Source organism: Micropruina sonneratiae (genome assembly GCF_025972045.1).
GTDB lineage: Bacteria > Actinomycetota > Actinomycetes > Propionibacteriales > Propionibacteriaceae > Micropruina > Micropruina sonneratiae.
The window spans coordinates 314,420-327,421 of sequence record NZ_JAPDHX010000003.1; the positions used below are offsets into that span (position 1 = coordinate 314,420).

Below are 13,002 nucleotides of genomic sequence, written 5' to 3' on the forward strand. Positions count from 1 at the left end.
GAGAGTGCCCCAAGCCAGCCCGGTGCGACGCCCGCGACGCGGCTTTGGACGTATCGCTCGCCTCCCGTCCAAACGATTCCGAGCTCGCTACCTCGGGCCAGATGGGCAGCTTTACAGCGCCCCTGACACGTTCAGCGCCAGAATCGATGCGGAGGCCTGGCTTGCGGCCATGGAGCGGACCATCAGCCGCGGTGACTGGCAGCCGCCCGCGCCCCCCAGCCTCCGCGGGAAGGCACTGCGAAGCTTCCGCGATTACGCGCTCAACGACGTTCAAAGCCGGACTCTGACGCCCAGGACTCGCGAACTCTACGAGCGCCAACTTGAGCGGCTTATTCTTCCACACTTCGGCGAGACCGAAGTCGAGAAGATCACCACCACCAACGTTCGCGCCTGGTACGCCCAGCTCTGCCCAGAGCAGCCCACGCAGCGTGCGCACGCGTATGCGCTCCTTCGGTCAATCCTTTCTCACGCGGTGGACGACGAACGCATCACAGCCAACCCCTGCCACATCCGGAGCGCCACGAGCCGGCGGCGAATGAAGAACGTCGAGCCAGCCAAGCCAGACGATTTGGCCCGACTGCAATCAGAGCTGCAACCACGCTTTGCGCTGCCCATCCTCATTGCTGGCTGGTGCGGCCTTCGATCTGGTGAAGTTCGCGCCCTCCGTGTCAAGGACGTGGACGTGGTGGGCGGCTGGATCAGGGTACGACAAGGCGTAACCCGAATCTCCGGCCAAGTCCTTGTTGGTCCTCCCAAGACACCAGCCTCGGTCCGTGACGTCGCGGTCCCGCCGCATCTACTTCCCTCAATCAAGACTTGGATCGAGCACCTGCCCAAGGGAGAGGCTGAGCGGTATCTCTTCCCAGGCCGCGAGCCCACAGCACCGATGAGTGAGAAGGCCCTGCGTCACGCCTTCGCCAAAGCGAAGGAGTTGATTGACAGGCCAGACATGACCTTTCACGATCTGCGCCACACGGCAGCAACATTGGCCGCTCAGAACGGTGCCACAACAGCCGAGCTCATGCGCAGGCTCGGCCACACGACCGCTTCAATGGCCATGCGTTATCAACACAGCAGCGCCCAGCGGGATCGCCAGATCGCGGAAGCCCTCTCCTCGTTGCTCAAGTCGGAAGAGAAGTGACACTTCACCCAGTTCCCAAGGTTCGGAGCCTCCGGACATGCCGGGGCGATACACCGAGGACGACTTGGACGGTGGTAGTGCCGACGTGCAGGTCACGTTTGCTCTCGAAGGTCAGCAATACGAGATCGATCTGAATCATCGCAATGCCGATGCGCTGCGGCTGGCGCTGGAACCCCTACATCCAGGCGGGACCAAAGGCCAGCGGCCGTAGCCCGCGGCGATCATCCCATCGGGTGCGTAACAGTCGCGAACACCTCGCCTACGTCCGGGCCTCGGCGCGCGCGAACGGTCACAGTGTTTCTGATCGGGGCCGGGTCCCGGCCACCATCCTCGACGCCAACGCCAACGCCAACGCCCACTGATCCGCTGCTGCCAGGGCTAGCTGTGCCCTGCGGGGACAGGGCTGACCGTGGCCGCCGCCACCACTTCCAGATGCAGCGACGAGGTGCTCGTGGCCCACACCACCCTGGCTTGCCAATCGGGACCGGATCGTGACCATTCCAGCAAGATCCCCGGATGCTGAACGCCGTCGACCAAGACAGTGACACATGCCGGTAGGCGGACCGCTGAAGTCCGGCCCGCCACCCTGTCCGCCAACGTTCCCGGCCCGAGCTGACCTTCCCTGTCATAGCCACGCAACACACCTTCCGGGCGCCCTTCGATGCTAGAACACATGTTCTAATCAGGCCACGGACATGTTATCCTGCATGGCCGATCGGCGCTCACGACCGAGCTGGGATGTCGGCACGACCAAGGGGGCGGACTCCGTGTTGGTGGCCGAAACCAACTGGTCAGCCGCCTGTGGGTCAGGGTGCGAGGAGGCCCAGGGGAACGACGGCGATCCCATCGGGGCGCCGGTAGGCGTTGGGGCCGGTGTTGATGACGATGGCGTCCAGCAGCTTGTCGCCCATCCGCTCGGCCAGCCAGTGGAGGTGTTTGGTGTCGGAGTCGGTGACGGTGTTGGCCAGCTTGACCTCGACGGCTAAGGCCCGGCCGTCGTCACGCAGGACGACCAGGTCGATCTCGTGGTCGCCGTTGCGGGTTCGCAGGTGGCCGACACGTGCTTCGGCCGCCTGGGCGGGTACCCGGACACACAGTGTCACCAGTGACTCGAACAGGTGACCGAGCACGCTACCCGCTTGAGGGCCCACAGCAGTGCCGGCGCCGTCGAGCAGCGCGTCGCGGCTGAGGCCGAGGAGTCGGGCGGCGAGGGCCGGGTCGGCCAGGTGATGCTTGGGTGTCTGGCCCAGCCGGGTCAGCAAACTGCCCGAAGGCGCCCAGGCCGGCACCGGGTCGAGCAGCCACAAGCTGGTCAACACGTCGCGGTATGCGATGGAGGTGGAGCGGGCTGGCTTGTCGCCCTGGCCGGGGGTGGCGGCGTCCAGGATCTGCGCGTAGCTGGCCGTGGTCGCCGTCGCGGCAGCGTAGGCGCGCAACCACTTCAGCATCGCTTCGGGCTTGCGGACGGCCAGGCCCTGTTCGGGGACATCCCGATCGACCGCGGTGTGCAGATAGGAGTCGAGTTGGAACCGTCGCGATCGCCCCTCCAAAGGCCGGATCGCCGGATACCCCGACGCGACGATCTCCTCGACGTAGTCGCGCAAGGTCAACGGGCATGCCCCGGCCAGCGGCTCAGGGCCGCCCGCCAGCAGCCGACGCAGGCTCACCGTCGGCGCGGTCACACCGCGTTCGGACAGGGTCATCGGACGCATCCGCAGCCGGCCGATCCGACCCGCCCCGGAATGGGCCGTGGCGCCCGGCGCCGGGGAGGCGCTACCGGCCAGCAGGAACTGGCCACCAGCCGGTTCGGCGTCCACCGCCCGGCGCACCACGTCCCACACCTCAGGGACCTTCTGCCACTCGTCGATCAACAAAGGACGCCCGCGCCCCAACACCTGCTCTGGTTCCGCGGCGATCGACTCGCGGACGGCTTTGGAGTCCAGCCGGACCACGCTGGCGACCCGCTGTTCGGCGGTGGTGGTCTTCCCCACGCCTTTGGGCCCGTCGATGGCGATGGCCGACACCTGGTCGAACAGTTCATCCAACTCGGTATCAAGGATGCGGCGCACGTACTCCATGAGCGAAACATACAAGACGCATGCTTTGAATCAGTCAACTAGCACGGTTTGAATCAGGCATATCGCATGCTACCCATCACAGACCGCTCCGGCCCGTCGGCACCGTGACCAACACCCGCACCGCGTCGGGTGCGGCAGAAGATGGTCTTTCGGCGATCCCGCGACAAGTAGGACCCAGTTTGGTGTCATGCCATCCGACCTTGAGTGGCTTTCCGCCAAATACGAACGCAGTGAGGCAGCGTTCATGCGAGCGGTCGCGACGGGCTGCCAAAGGGATCAGCTAGCTGACTTGGCCGAGGCCACAGCCGCGTCCGCGGCTGAGCTGTTGACCGAGGCTCACCGTGCTGACATTGCAGGCGAGACCGCGCGGAAGCCCTTGAATGAGCTCAGTGAGGCGTTCGAGCAGGTTGGTGACCTGTGGAGCGATCTGGCCAACGCGTATGCCGCACGCCCCGTCCAGAGCGAGAACTCCTTCCTTCGGCAGGAGTGACCGGGGCCAGGTCTCTCGGCTTGGACACGCCACGCCCGCGGCAGCCATGCGCTACCAGCACGCAGCGAAAGGTCGAGACCAAGCGATCGCGGCAGCCATGTCTCGCCTGGTGGAGGGCGGCTAGGTTCACCACTGGTATGGGCGCGCCGGATAGCCGTTGTCCCCCGCGTGGGTCTGGAGACCAAGCATGTCATCATCGTCGGGCCCGTCGAACCAGACCACTTTCGCCGTGACGCGACCAATAGAGAGCGGGTACTCGCGGAGTTCCGAACCGTTGACCCAACGACCGGTTCTGCCGAATACCGTTCGTCGCCTGGTCGGCTTTGAGCCGGCCTTTCGACCCTCAGGGAGGCATCGGCTCTGGTTCAGATTTCTCGGTTGGCGTAGAGGCGGGTGGAGATGATCGCCGAAAGTGCGAGGGCGGCGATTCCCGCGCCGCCCGCGCCGGTCTCACGGCCCGCACTTTCTTTCGGCACTTTGCCGACAAGCGCGAAGTTCTCTTCAACATCGAGACGGGTTTGCGGGAAGAGATGGCGCAGGCACTCGCCGCCGTGCCGGACGACGTGCCGCCGCTGGCCGCGGTGCTCCAGGCGTTCCGTTCCATGGCTCCCGGACTGGAGGAGGGTCGACGGCTCGCCGAGGTTCGGCACCGCGTCATCGCACAGACCCCGGCGCTGCGGGAACGGGAGTTGGCGAAGGCCGAAGCCATGAGCGTCATCGTCGCCGACGCGCTCCGTGCACGCGGCGTCCCCGACTGGCGAGCCGCTCTGCTGGCTCAGGTCGGCACCGCCGCGCTAGGGCACGTCATCCATACGTGGACGGCCGATCCATCGAGTGACTTCGACCCTCTGATCACCCGTGCATTCGAAGAGCTGCGTAGCTTCTCCGAAGCCTCCGAAACGACGAACACCCGCACCTGAGCCGCGTGACATCGTGCTACTGCACGAGATCGGTTCGGACCGTTGTCCGTCAAAGAGGCGGCGGGTTCCGGCCTCGCGGCGCTGCCAGGAGGGCTTGTTCGCGTGGGCATAACGGAGTCGTCGGCGAGCTAGCCGGAATCGACGGCGCCTGCCAGGCCACACGTCCCTTCTTCTGCGTCGCCGACGCGGTCATGTGTCGGCGGATACCCGTGTGATGCGGGCTATCCTCTCCCTCGATCGGTGCAGCACCTCGGATGAGAAGTACGGGTCCGCCGCGTACTTCCGGGCGAACGCGTCGTCGACGCGATCCCGAAGCGCCTCGTCGGTGACATGCTCGAAACGAACCTGGTGCGGAACCCGGCTCGTCTCTACGATCCCCGCGCGCTGTGACATCGCAGCAGCGAACCAGCGGGACGCCGGATTTGTGCTCCGGACGAACACAGCCTGATCCACCACAGCGCTCCACACCCAGATCAGCGTTCCCGGTGTCGCGCCGTCCTCGCGGTAGGGCGCGATCTTGAAGTCGTCGCTGCCCTCGATGTGCCGCAGTTGGTCATCCGACCATGTCATGCGTCCCCCCTCGTCTCATTGTTCGTGCGGCACCCGACGAGCAGGCGGGCGACCATGTCCCTCGCCTCTGCCTGGCCGTAGTGGGCTCCGAGGATGCACAGGTTCCCAACGGCTCGCATCAGGGTGTGCGCGGTCACTCCCGGGTCGATCTCGCCGGCGGTCACACCGGCGTCGATCAGCGATGCGCAGGCGGGAACGAGTTGGTCGAGCATCAGTCTGTGGAGGCTGATCAGGCTGGGGTCCTGGGATTGCAGAGCGACGCCGAGCCCGTGCTTGGTCACCAGGAACTCCACGAAGGCGTCGACCCATCGACTCAGCGCGACGGTGGAGGCGACGGGCTCCTGCAGGAGACTCGTGGCGAGGGCCCTGCATTCGTCGAGCTGGTGTCGGTACACGGAGGTGACCAGCTCCGCCCGGCTGGGGAAGTGCCGGTAGACGGTGCCGACGCCGACACCGGCGCGACTCGCGATGTCGCGGATCGGCGCCTGCACCCCCTGCTCCACGAACACGGCCGCCGCAGCGCTCAGTAGTGCTTCGCGGTTGCGTTCCACCCCGGCTTGGCGCGCGCCGGTCGACTCTGCCATGCCACCCTCCTTGCTCGCGGAACGATGTTCCGCTAACTTTGGCGGAACATCGTTCCGTCAAAGTATGCCAGAAGGGCATCCACGGAGAAAGTAGTATCACCATGCCCACTCATCAGCTCGAACAGCAGATCGTCGCGGTCAAGCCCATCACCGTCCCCACGACGGGACGCGGCATCGACCTCCAGGTCAAGGTCACCGCCCCCGCCTCAGGCGAGAACCTCCCCCTGATCGTGTTCTCGCACGGCAACGCCTGGTCGATGGACGGCTACGAGCCCCTCGTCGATCAGTGGGCCGCAGCCGGGTTCGTCGTCGTGCAGCCGACGCACCTCGACTCCCGTCGCAACGGCATCGGATTCGACGACCCCCGGTTCGGCACGATCTGGCGCGTCCGCATCGCCGACCTGCACTCCGTCCTCGACAACCTCGACGACATCCTGGCCCGGGCTGGAGGTTTGGACGGCCGAATCGACCGCTCCCGTATCGCCGCCGTCGGGCACTCGTGGGGCGGGCAGACCGTCGGCACGCTCCTGGGTGCGCGCGTATTCGATGCAGAGGGTCAGCCCGGAGAGGACTTCTCTCACCCGGCCGTGAAGGCAGGAGTGGTCATCGCCGCCACCGGGACCGGCGACACCCTCACCCCCTTCGCGCTCGAGCACCTGTCCTTCATGAAGCCGGACTACTCCACCATGACCGGCCTCGCGCTCGTCGTCGCCGGCGGGAAGGACCAGTCGGCCATGTCCACCCGCGGACCGGACTGGTTCACCGACGCCTACCACCTCAGCCCGACCCCCAAGAGCCTCCTCACCATCGCCGATGGCGAGCACACCCTCGGCGGCATCGCGGGCGAGAAGGTCGCCGAGACCACCGACGAGGACCCGGTCCGCGTCGCCCTGGTCGCAGATGCTGTCGCCTCCTACCTGCTTGACGCCTTCGACCTCGACGGTGCGGCATGGGGAAGTCTTCGCGACCGGGCCGCCGCCAGCGAAGGCCTCTACAGCATCGACAGCAAGTAGTGCGCACCGGAGCAGAGCGGAGCGGTTCGGTCAGCCGACAGCCGCCTCGCCGCTTGTCATCAGCATCATCGCCGCCGCCGGCGGCATAGTGCGGATGGATCCGATCAGAAGGAGCAGTTCATGACCACCGATACCACCCTTACCATCACAACCTCCGCTGGCCAGGTCCCGGTCACGATCGGCGAACGCGGCAGCGGGCGCACCGTGCTCATCCTGCACGGTGGCGCCGGACCGGCATCTGTCACGGGTTTCGCCGGCCTACTCGCCGAACACATCGGTGCTCGCGTCATCACGCCCACCCATCCCGGCTTCGGAGGTATGCCTCGCCCCGAGGCGCTGACAACAATTGCCGGGCTTGCCGAGCTCTACGCCGGTCTGCTCGACGCGCTCGACATCGATGACGCCACCGTGATCGGCAACTCGCTCGGCGGCTGGATCACCGCCGAGATCGCCCTCCGCCACTCGCCCCGTGTGGGCCGCGTCGCACTCGTCGACGCCGTCGGCATCGACGTGCCGGAGCACCCCGTAGCCGACTTCTTCGCCCTCACCCCGACACAGATCGCCGAGCACAGCTACTTCGACCCGTCGAAGGCTGTAATCCCCGACCTCTCGACACTGCCACCGGCCGCGCGGCAGATCGCACTCGGCAACCGCGACGCCCTCGCCACCTACGGCGGCAGCATGAGCGACGCGGGACTTCTCACACGCCTCCCTTCGATTGACGTGCCCGCACTCGTCCTATGGGGCGAGGCGGATCGGATCGCAGACTCTGACTACGGCCGCGCGTATGCCGAAGCGATCCCCGGCGCTCAGTTCGTGCTCCTCAAGGGGACAGGGCACGTGCCGCAGATCGAGACACCCGAAACCCTGCTGGATGCGCTGCAAGGATTCGTCGCGTAAGGCCGGGCGATTCAACCGAAAGGACGAAGTTCTGGCTGCCGCCAGAGGTTGGCACGGAGCGCGCAGGCTGCCTGTCCCGGTACGACGCCATTTCCAAGTGCGGTGAGTTGTTGGACGTGCGTCAAGCCGAGCAACGGGTTCGTCACCCAGCCCTCATCAAGACTCATGAGCCATTCCACGAAGATAGGTGAAGGTCGTGGCCCTGCATCCTCGTTCAGGACGGTAGGCGCTGGGGCGGAGCGTCCGACGACCTGTTCCCATCGGCTAATCGCTGCGGCGTAGCGTCCCCAGCGTCGAAGAACTCCTCGATCAGCGCGAACGTCGCCTCCGGGGAGGGTTGGCGTCCGTGCTTGGTGACGAGGTCGAACACCTGGTGGCTCAGGGCGATAGTTCCGCGACGTGTTCGCACCTGGTCCAACGTCTCGCCACCCCTCGCCGAGTCGGATGCGAGGGGGGTGCGGAACAGTGTGATGGGCGAGGACAAAGATGCGGAACCGAGGATGGGGTGCGCCGATTGCGGAAGCGGGTAGGCCGATCCATCGCGCGTCGTACCGGAGATCGGCCAGGTCTCCGAGTACGGCGCCAAGCGCCCGTAGAGGTCGGGCTGGCTGGTCTCCCAGACCCCACGGGTCGGGTTCCAGACCGCGAAGGGTTGCGTCCTCGGGGGTTGCGGCTGAGGGGTTGTGTCGCTCATCGTCGTCTCCTTCCGAGCTCGGGCGGATCGCGGGTGCGGAGAGCAGCCCGCGGACGTTCTCGATGACGACCCACTCGGGTTGCAGCGCCTCAACCGCTGTCGCCATGTGCGCCCACAGGCCCGAGCGGGTACCGGGCACGAGTCCGGCCATCTTCCCAACCGTCGATACGTCCTGGCAGGGGAACCCGCCGCAGAGCACGTCGACCGGCTCGACGGCGCTCCAGTCGATGGCAGTGATGTCTCCGAGGTTCGGAGCGTCGGGCCAATGGTGGGCGAAGACGCGAGCGACGGGCTCGTTGATCTCGGAGAACCAGATCGTGCGGGCGTCGAACACCTGCTCTACGGCGAGGTCGAGTCCGCCGTAGCCGGAGAACAGCGACCCGACCCGCAGACGGCGGTCAGTGCTCTCGTCGCGTTCGTCGTTCGGCTCGCGCATGAGGACTCCGGCAGATCGGTGACCCCGGGCCGTCGTCCATTCGTGAACTCGGCTCCGGGCTGGTCACCTGCCAGGTGCTCGCGCCGCCTCCCGCACCGGCCTCACCCGAGACGGCCCGGTCCCTCCCGAGCCGTCGTCTCCGCGGCCTCACCCCAGAGCCACCACGCCTCTTGCAGGTCGAGGTTGAGCCCGCCTCCGCGGGCTGTCGCTCAGCGCGGTGGCGAATAATGCCCAGGGCGGCGGAAGGCCGATACCTTGGGGAACGTGCTGCACTTACTCGTTGACACGTCGACCTGGCTCGATCTGTGCAAGCGGCGAGACGGACAGCGGTGGATCGTTGCCCTTCGTCTCCTGGTTCATCAGCGGGACGTTGAACTCCTCGTTCCCGAACTCGTGATTGAAGAGTTCGAGCGGAATCGGGAACGGATCGGGGCATGACCCCAATGAAGCGTCAACGCGATAAAGCGTGAGAGGCCGGCCGCCGCGTCCGCGCCGATGATGACGCCATGCTGCGGCGTCCTGGCCACCAAGAGACCAGGCCCAGCTGATCGAGGAGACGCTCGCAGCCGACGCAAGGCTGAGTTCTGGGCTGCGCTCGAGGCTGAGACCCCCGACCACGAGATCTGGACGAGCTGTCCGAAGCGGATGCGGCTTTCGCCGCTGACATCCCGAGGCTCGGCCTCCACCGTGGCGATGTGTGAGCAGGTGAAGTCCCGGTCGATCAACCGCGTCACCCGCGTTGATCGGACGCCTTACCCGGTGGGTCAGGTTGATCAGGTGCCCAGATCCTCGCCCTGCTCACGGCGGCCGGTGAATGTGTACCCGAACCTCGCTCGCTCGGGGGTCAGTCGTCGCTCAGGTGCCTCTCGGCGATCAGATGTGCGATTGCCTCTGCCGTCTCGGGCGAGGCTGCCCGGGTGAGCGCCAGTGCGATGCCGTGCAGTTGGATGACCTGCTCGCGGGTGAGCACGTCGAAGACGAGTCGCCTGGCTTCCCGGACGTGGTCGGGAGCGGCCGCTTCGAGCGCTGCCAAGCCCCGATCGGTGAGTACGAGCTCGGTGGAGCGTGGTTCGCCCACGAGCGCCCGGCGCCGCAGCAGGCCGGCGCACTCCAGCCGGCTCGCGGCGTGCGACAGTCGTGAGAGGGAGCCGCCCGACAGTGTCGAGAGTCGGCTCATCTGCAGGGCGCGGTCCGGCGCGTCGGCGAGCTGCGCCAGGATCGAGTACTCGAAGAAGTTCACCCCCGAATCCCGCTTGAGCTGGGCGTCGATGGCCGGAGGCACGCTCATCACCATCCCGATCAATGCCAGCCAGGCTCGCATTTCCGCCTTGTCCAGCCACGGTGCGGGTTCGCTCACCCCGCCATCGTAGGAACTTGAACATTCAAGTGCTAGGTGCAACAATCTTATTGAACATTCAAGTCCAAGCTTTCAGGAGGCACCTCTCATGTCCGTTCTGAGGATCGATGCCAGCATCCAGGGTGCGCGCTCGGCCAGCTCCGAACTCGCCGACATCACCGAAGCCGCGTGGCTCGCCACACGTCCCGACACCACCTTCGTGCGGCGTCACCTGGGCAATGAGCCCCTGCCCGCCGACGCCTGGGCTGCCGCAGTGCATGCGGGCTTCCTTCCCGACGAACAGTGGACGAGCGCCCAACGCGAGGCCGTCGCGCTGGCGCGCACCCTGGCCGACGAGTTGCGTCGGTCAGAGGGCGCGATCCTGGCGCTGCCGCTGTACAACTGGGGCGTCTCGCAGCATGCGAAGACGTGGTTCGATCTGGCCATGGCCGGCGGCGTGAACGGTGAGCGGCTGCTCGACGGCAAGCCCGCGATCGTGCTCACCACCCGCGGCGGCGGCTATGCGCCAGGTACGCCCCGGGAGGGCTGGGACCACAACACCGGCTACCTGCGGCGGGTCATCGGTGACGTCTGGGGTGCCGATGTGATCCTGGTCGAGCGCGAGCTGACCCTCGCCGGCGTCAACCCGGCCATGGATTCCCTGCGCGGGATCGCCGACGCGCAGAAGCAGGCCGCTCTCGAGGCGTCCGACAGGGCCGGCCGCGAGGCGGCCGCCGCAGTCGAGAGCGGTCGGCAGGCGGCCTGATCCGCGCGGCTGAGGCGACGCAGCGGCATCCATGGAACAGATCCCTCCGCCGTTTCAGCGCAACGCCGTCCTCAGCGCTGAACCTCGTCGGGTTCCATCATGAATTCCCACGCGAGTCCGTGCGCCCGCACCACCAGCAGAATCAAGGCGACCGCGGCACTCTGCAGCGGCGTCCCGCCGATGACGGACGCCACGCCCGGCACGAGCGCGAGCACGACGATCGCCGCGTAGAGCACGGCCACCACCCAACGGAACCGGCGGAACGGTCCTCGCGTCGGGCTGCGGTCCGCGCCGAGCAGCCGGGCGGTGTTCACCAAGCCGACGATGGCCGCGGCGGTGAAACTCGAGCGCCAGATGAACGGGTTGGTTGCGTCCACCTGCGCGAACGTGCTCATCAGGCCTGGCAGTAGGAACGACAGGTACACGCCGCCCGACAGCCGGCGCCTGGTGGGGTCGGTCTTCCACTCGGGGTGGCGTTGGATCACTGTCCACCACAACCCGACCAGGGTGAAGCAGGTCACCGACATCAGCGAGTAGAAGGCCGACAGGTCCATGGGCTCAGTCCTCACCGGTGCGATTCGGGTCTCGAGCGTCGTTGATCAAACCGGCCCCTACAGGGGTGGGCCGTCGCGGCCGAGCACACACCCGCCAACCTAGGCACGAACCCACAAGGCCGGGAAGCGGTACTTCTACTGAGGTGGGGGCGCCTGCGGCCCGCCCCGCGCCAGGGTGCGGTCACCGGCTCGCGAGTCGGCTTCGGCCGATTCAGAGCGCGATCATGCCGCTGACCCCAGCCGTGACGTGGCCACCGACCCAGACATCGGAGCCGTCGGCGGTCACGTAGATGCGTCCACGACGGCCGAGCAGGGTGCCCTGGGCGGCGACGTAGCGCCGGGGAAGATAACCCGACCCGATCAGCCACTGGGCAAGAGAGGCGTTGAGGCTGCCGGTCACCGGATCCTCGGAGAAGCCACCGCCTGTCCGGAACAGCGCCCGTACCTCAACCTCGCAGGCACTGCCAGCAGGATGGCGTCCGATCAGGCCAACATCGGTGAGCCTGCACTCACCGTGCGGTGTGGCCGACAGCACCGTCTCGGCGTCCCGCAGCAACAAGGCGACCCACCCCGGCCCGTTGTCGACCCACTGGGCGTCGAGCACGTCCGCGCGGTCGATGCCCAGCCAGCGGACGAGCTCGTCACGATCGTCCGGATGCACAGTTCCACCGTGCAGTACGGGCGGGGCCGCGAAAGCGAGCCGGTCCCCTTCGACCCGAACGGGTACCAGGCCGGCCCCACACTCCTGGACAATCCGGTCAGCTGCGTGTGGCGCGCCGCCGGTCGCCAGCCAGGCATAGGCCGAACCGAGCGTGGGGTGCCCGGCAAAGGGTAGTTCTCCGTCGACGGTGAAGATCCGCACGCGGTAGTCCGCCGCGGGATTGGTCGGGGACAGCAGGAAAGTCGTCTCGCTGAGATTGGTCCAGCGCGCGACGGCGGACAGTTGGTCATCACTCAGGCCATCGGCGTCATGCACGACGGCGAGCGGGTTGCCGAGGGTCAGCTGGTCGGTGAACACATCCACCTGGGAGAATTTGCGCACATGGGCATCCTTCCAGGCCTCATCCGGTGCCTGGCCACGGCACGGCTACTCACGTCATCACGGCCACTCCCGGTCGATTAGCCGCTCACGCAACCAGTCAACCCGTCAGGTGGCGCTCGGTTTGGCTGCCCCGTAGGTGATCGCCAGGTACTCCGGATGCCGCTGGATCCAGCCCTTGATGAACGGGCAGACCGCCAGCGCCTTGCGGGTCCCCTCCGTGCGCAGGTGGTCCAGCGCCGTCCGGGCCAGCGCCGAGCCGACGCCGCGGCCCTCGAAGGCGGGCTCCACCTCGGTGTGGGTGAACACCATCAGTTCGTCGGTGAGCTGGTATTCGGCGATGCCGGCCAACTCCCCGTCCAAGTGTGCTTCGAAGCGCTTGGCGGCGGGGTTGTCGGTGACGATCGGGTCGCTCAACGGATTCTCCTTCGGTGTCGGATCAGGTCCGGGCTCTGCAGACATCTGTACCACCACGCTCGTG

16 protein-coding genes are annotated in these 13,002 nt (G+C 66.8%); 8 read left to right on the forward strand and 8 right to left on the reverse strand.

The window, feature by feature from the left end:
• The first annotated feature begins 22 nt into the window (after positions 1-22).
• Genes OIE40_RS09670 through OIE40_RS17115 form a run of 3 tightly spaced genes read left to right on the forward strand, consistent with a single transcriptional unit; the run spans position 23 to position 1,503 of the window.
• Positions 23-1,141, forward strand: coding sequence for a tyrosine-type recombinase/integrase (locus OIE40_RS09670; protein WP_483403792.1), 1,119 nt, complete (start codon positions 23-25; stop codon positions 1,139-1,141).
• Between the two features lie 37 nt (positions 1,142-1,178).
• The gene (locus tag OIE40_RS16935; protein ID WP_319805218.1) at positions 1,179-1,352 is read left to right on the forward strand and encodes an Lsr2 dimerization domain-containing protein; all 174 of its coding nucleotides are present in this window, start codon (positions 1,179-1,181) and stop codon (positions 1,350-1,352) included.
• Positions 1,353-1,374: 22 nt separating this feature from the next.
• On the forward strand, positions 1,375-1,503 hold the full coding sequence (locus tag OIE40_RS17115; RefSeq protein ID WP_425326175.1) for an Lsr2 family DNA-binding protein: 129 nt from the start codon (positions 1,375-1,377) through the stop codon (positions 1,501-1,503).
• Between the two features lie 444 nt (positions 1,504-1,947).
• Here OIE40_RS17115 and OIE40_RS09680 read toward each other — a convergent pair whose 3' ends face one another.
• On the reverse strand, positions 1,948-3,219 hold the full coding sequence (locus tag OIE40_RS09680; protein ID WP_264701988.1) for an ATP-binding protein: 1,272 nt from the start codon (positions 3,217-3,219) through the stop codon (positions 1,948-1,950).
• Positions 3,220-3,406: 187 nt separating this feature from the next.
• On the opposite strand from OIE40_RS09680, the gene OIE40_RS09685 reads away from it, so the two are divergent.
• Together OIE40_RS09685 and OIE40_RS09690 are read left to right on the forward strand one after the other, a co-directional pair.
• Entirely contained in the window at positions 3,407-3,709 is a 303-nt protein-coding gene (locus OIE40_RS09685; protein ID WP_264701989.1) for a hypothetical protein, read from the forward strand.
• Between the two features lie 323 nt (positions 3,710-4,032).
• A complete protein-coding gene (locus OIE40_RS09690; protein WP_264701990.1) occupies positions 4,033-4,629 on the forward strand; it encodes a TetR/AcrR family transcriptional regulator in 597 nt (198 codons plus the stop codon).
• 189 nt (positions 4,630-4,818) lie between these two features.
• On the opposite strand, the gene OIE40_RS09695 is transcribed toward OIE40_RS09690, so the two are convergent.
• A complete protein-coding gene (locus OIE40_RS09695; RefSeq protein WP_264701991.1) occupies positions 4,819-5,199 on the reverse strand; it encodes a DUF2255 family protein in 381 nt (126 codons plus the stop codon).
• Positions 5,196-5,783, reverse strand: a complete 588-nt coding sequence (locus OIE40_RS09700) for a TetR/AcrR family transcriptional regulator (RefSeq protein WP_264701992.1) — start codon at positions 5,781-5,783, stop codon at positions 5,196-5,198. Before OIE40_RS09700 ends, OIE40_RS09695 begins: the two co-directional genes overlap by 4 nt.
• A gap of 101 nt (positions 5,784-5,884) precedes the next feature.
• On the opposite strand from OIE40_RS09700, the gene OIE40_RS09705 reads away from it, so the two are divergent.
• Positions 5,885-6,796 carry an alpha/beta hydrolase family protein gene (locus OIE40_RS09705; protein WP_264701993.1) on the forward strand — a complete coding sequence of 304 codons (912 nt, stop codon included), beginning with the start codon at positions 5,885-5,887 and terminating at the stop codon, positions 6,794-6,796.
• A 120-nt stretch (positions 6,797-6,916) separates the two neighbouring features.
• On the forward strand, positions 6,917-7,696 hold the full coding sequence (locus tag OIE40_RS09710) for an alpha/beta fold hydrolase (protein WP_264701994.1): 780 nt from the start codon (positions 6,917-6,919) through the stop codon (positions 7,694-7,696).
• Positions 7,697-7,707: 11 nt separating this feature from the next.
• Here the strand turns inward: OIE40_RS09710 and OIE40_RS09715 are convergent, their stop codons facing one another.
• Both OIE40_RS09715 and OIE40_RS09720 read right to left on the reverse strand, forming a co-directional pair.
• Positions 7,708-8,826 carry a DNA cytosine methyltransferase gene (locus OIE40_RS09715; RefSeq protein ID WP_264701995.1) on the reverse strand — a complete coding sequence of 373 codons (1,119 nt, stop codon included), beginning with the start codon at positions 8,824-8,826 and terminating at the stop codon, positions 7,708-7,710.
• An 844-nt stretch (positions 8,827-9,670) separates the two neighbouring features.
• Positions 9,671-10,183: a MarR family winged helix-turn-helix transcriptional regulator gene (locus OIE40_RS09720; protein WP_264701996.1), complete on the reverse strand. Its 513-nt coding sequence runs from the start codon at positions 10,181-10,183 to the stop codon at positions 9,671-9,673.
• Between the two features lie 88 nt (positions 10,184-10,271).
• Here OIE40_RS09720 and OIE40_RS09725 point away from each other — a divergent pair, with 88 nt between their 5' ends.
• On the forward strand, positions 10,272-10,928 hold the full coding sequence (locus OIE40_RS09725) for an FMN-dependent NADH-azoreductase (protein ID WP_264701997.1): 657 nt from the start codon (positions 10,272-10,274) through the stop codon (positions 10,926-10,928).
• A gap of 71 nt (positions 10,929-10,999) precedes the next feature.
• Here OIE40_RS09725 and OIE40_RS09730 read toward each other — a convergent pair whose 3' ends face one another.
• From OIE40_RS09730 to OIE40_RS09740, 3 genes are all read right to left on the reverse strand, one after another.
• Positions 11,000-11,497, reverse strand: coding sequence for a hypothetical protein (locus tag OIE40_RS09730; RefSeq protein ID WP_264701998.1), 498 nt, complete (start codon positions 11,495-11,497; stop codon positions 11,000-11,002).
• Positions 11,498-11,693: 196 nt separating this feature from the next.
• Positions 11,694-12,506, reverse strand: coding sequence for a PhzF family phenazine biosynthesis protein (locus OIE40_RS09735; protein ID WP_264701999.1), 813 nt, complete (start codon positions 12,504-12,506; stop codon positions 11,694-11,696).
• Between the two features lie 123 nt (positions 12,507-12,629).
• On the reverse strand, positions 12,630-12,938 hold the full coding sequence (locus tag OIE40_RS09740) for a GNAT family N-acetyltransferase (RefSeq protein ID WP_264702000.1): 309 nt from the start codon (positions 12,936-12,938) through the stop codon (positions 12,630-12,632).
• Positions 12,939-13,002: the final 64 nt, after the last annotated feature.

What these genes read in the sequence shown, in the direction of transcription:
- OIE40_RS16935 (WP_319805218.1), top strand. Translation starts at nt 1,179, where the DNA reads ATGCCGGGGCGATACACCGAGGACGACTTGGACGGTGGTAGTGCCGAC.
- OIE40_RS09680 (WP_264701988.1), bottom strand. Translation starts at nt 3,219, where the DNA reads ATGGAGTACGTGCGCCGCATCCTTGATACCGAGTTGGATGAACTGTTC.
- OIE40_RS09685 (WP_264701989.1), top strand. Translation starts at nt 3,407, where the DNA reads ATGCCATCCGACCTTGAGTGGCTTTCCGCCAAATACGAACGCAGTGAG.
- OIE40_RS09695 (WP_264701991.1), bottom strand. Translation starts at nt 5,199, where the DNA reads ATGACATGGTCGGATGACCAACTGCGGCACATCGAGGGCAGCGACGAC.
- OIE40_RS09700 (WP_264701992.1), bottom strand. Translation starts at nt 5,783, where the DNA reads ATGGCAGAGTCGACCGGCGCGCGCCAAGCCGGGGTGGAACGCAACCGC.
- OIE40_RS09705 (WP_264701993.1), top strand. Translation starts at nt 5,885, where the DNA reads ATGCCCACTCATCAGCTCGAACAGCAGATCGTCGCGGTCAAGCCCATC.
- OIE40_RS09710 (WP_264701994.1), top strand. Translation starts at nt 6,917, where the DNA reads ATGACCACCGATACCACCCTTACCATCACAACCTCCGCTGGCCAGGTC.
- OIE40_RS09715 (WP_264701995.1), bottom strand. Translation starts at nt 8,826, where the DNA reads ATGCGCGAGCCGAACGACGAACGCGACGAGAGCACTGACCGCCGTCTG.
- OIE40_RS09725 (WP_264701997.1), top strand. Translation starts at nt 10,272, where the DNA reads ATGTCCGTTCTGAGGATCGATGCCAGCATCCAGGGTGCGCGCTCGGCC.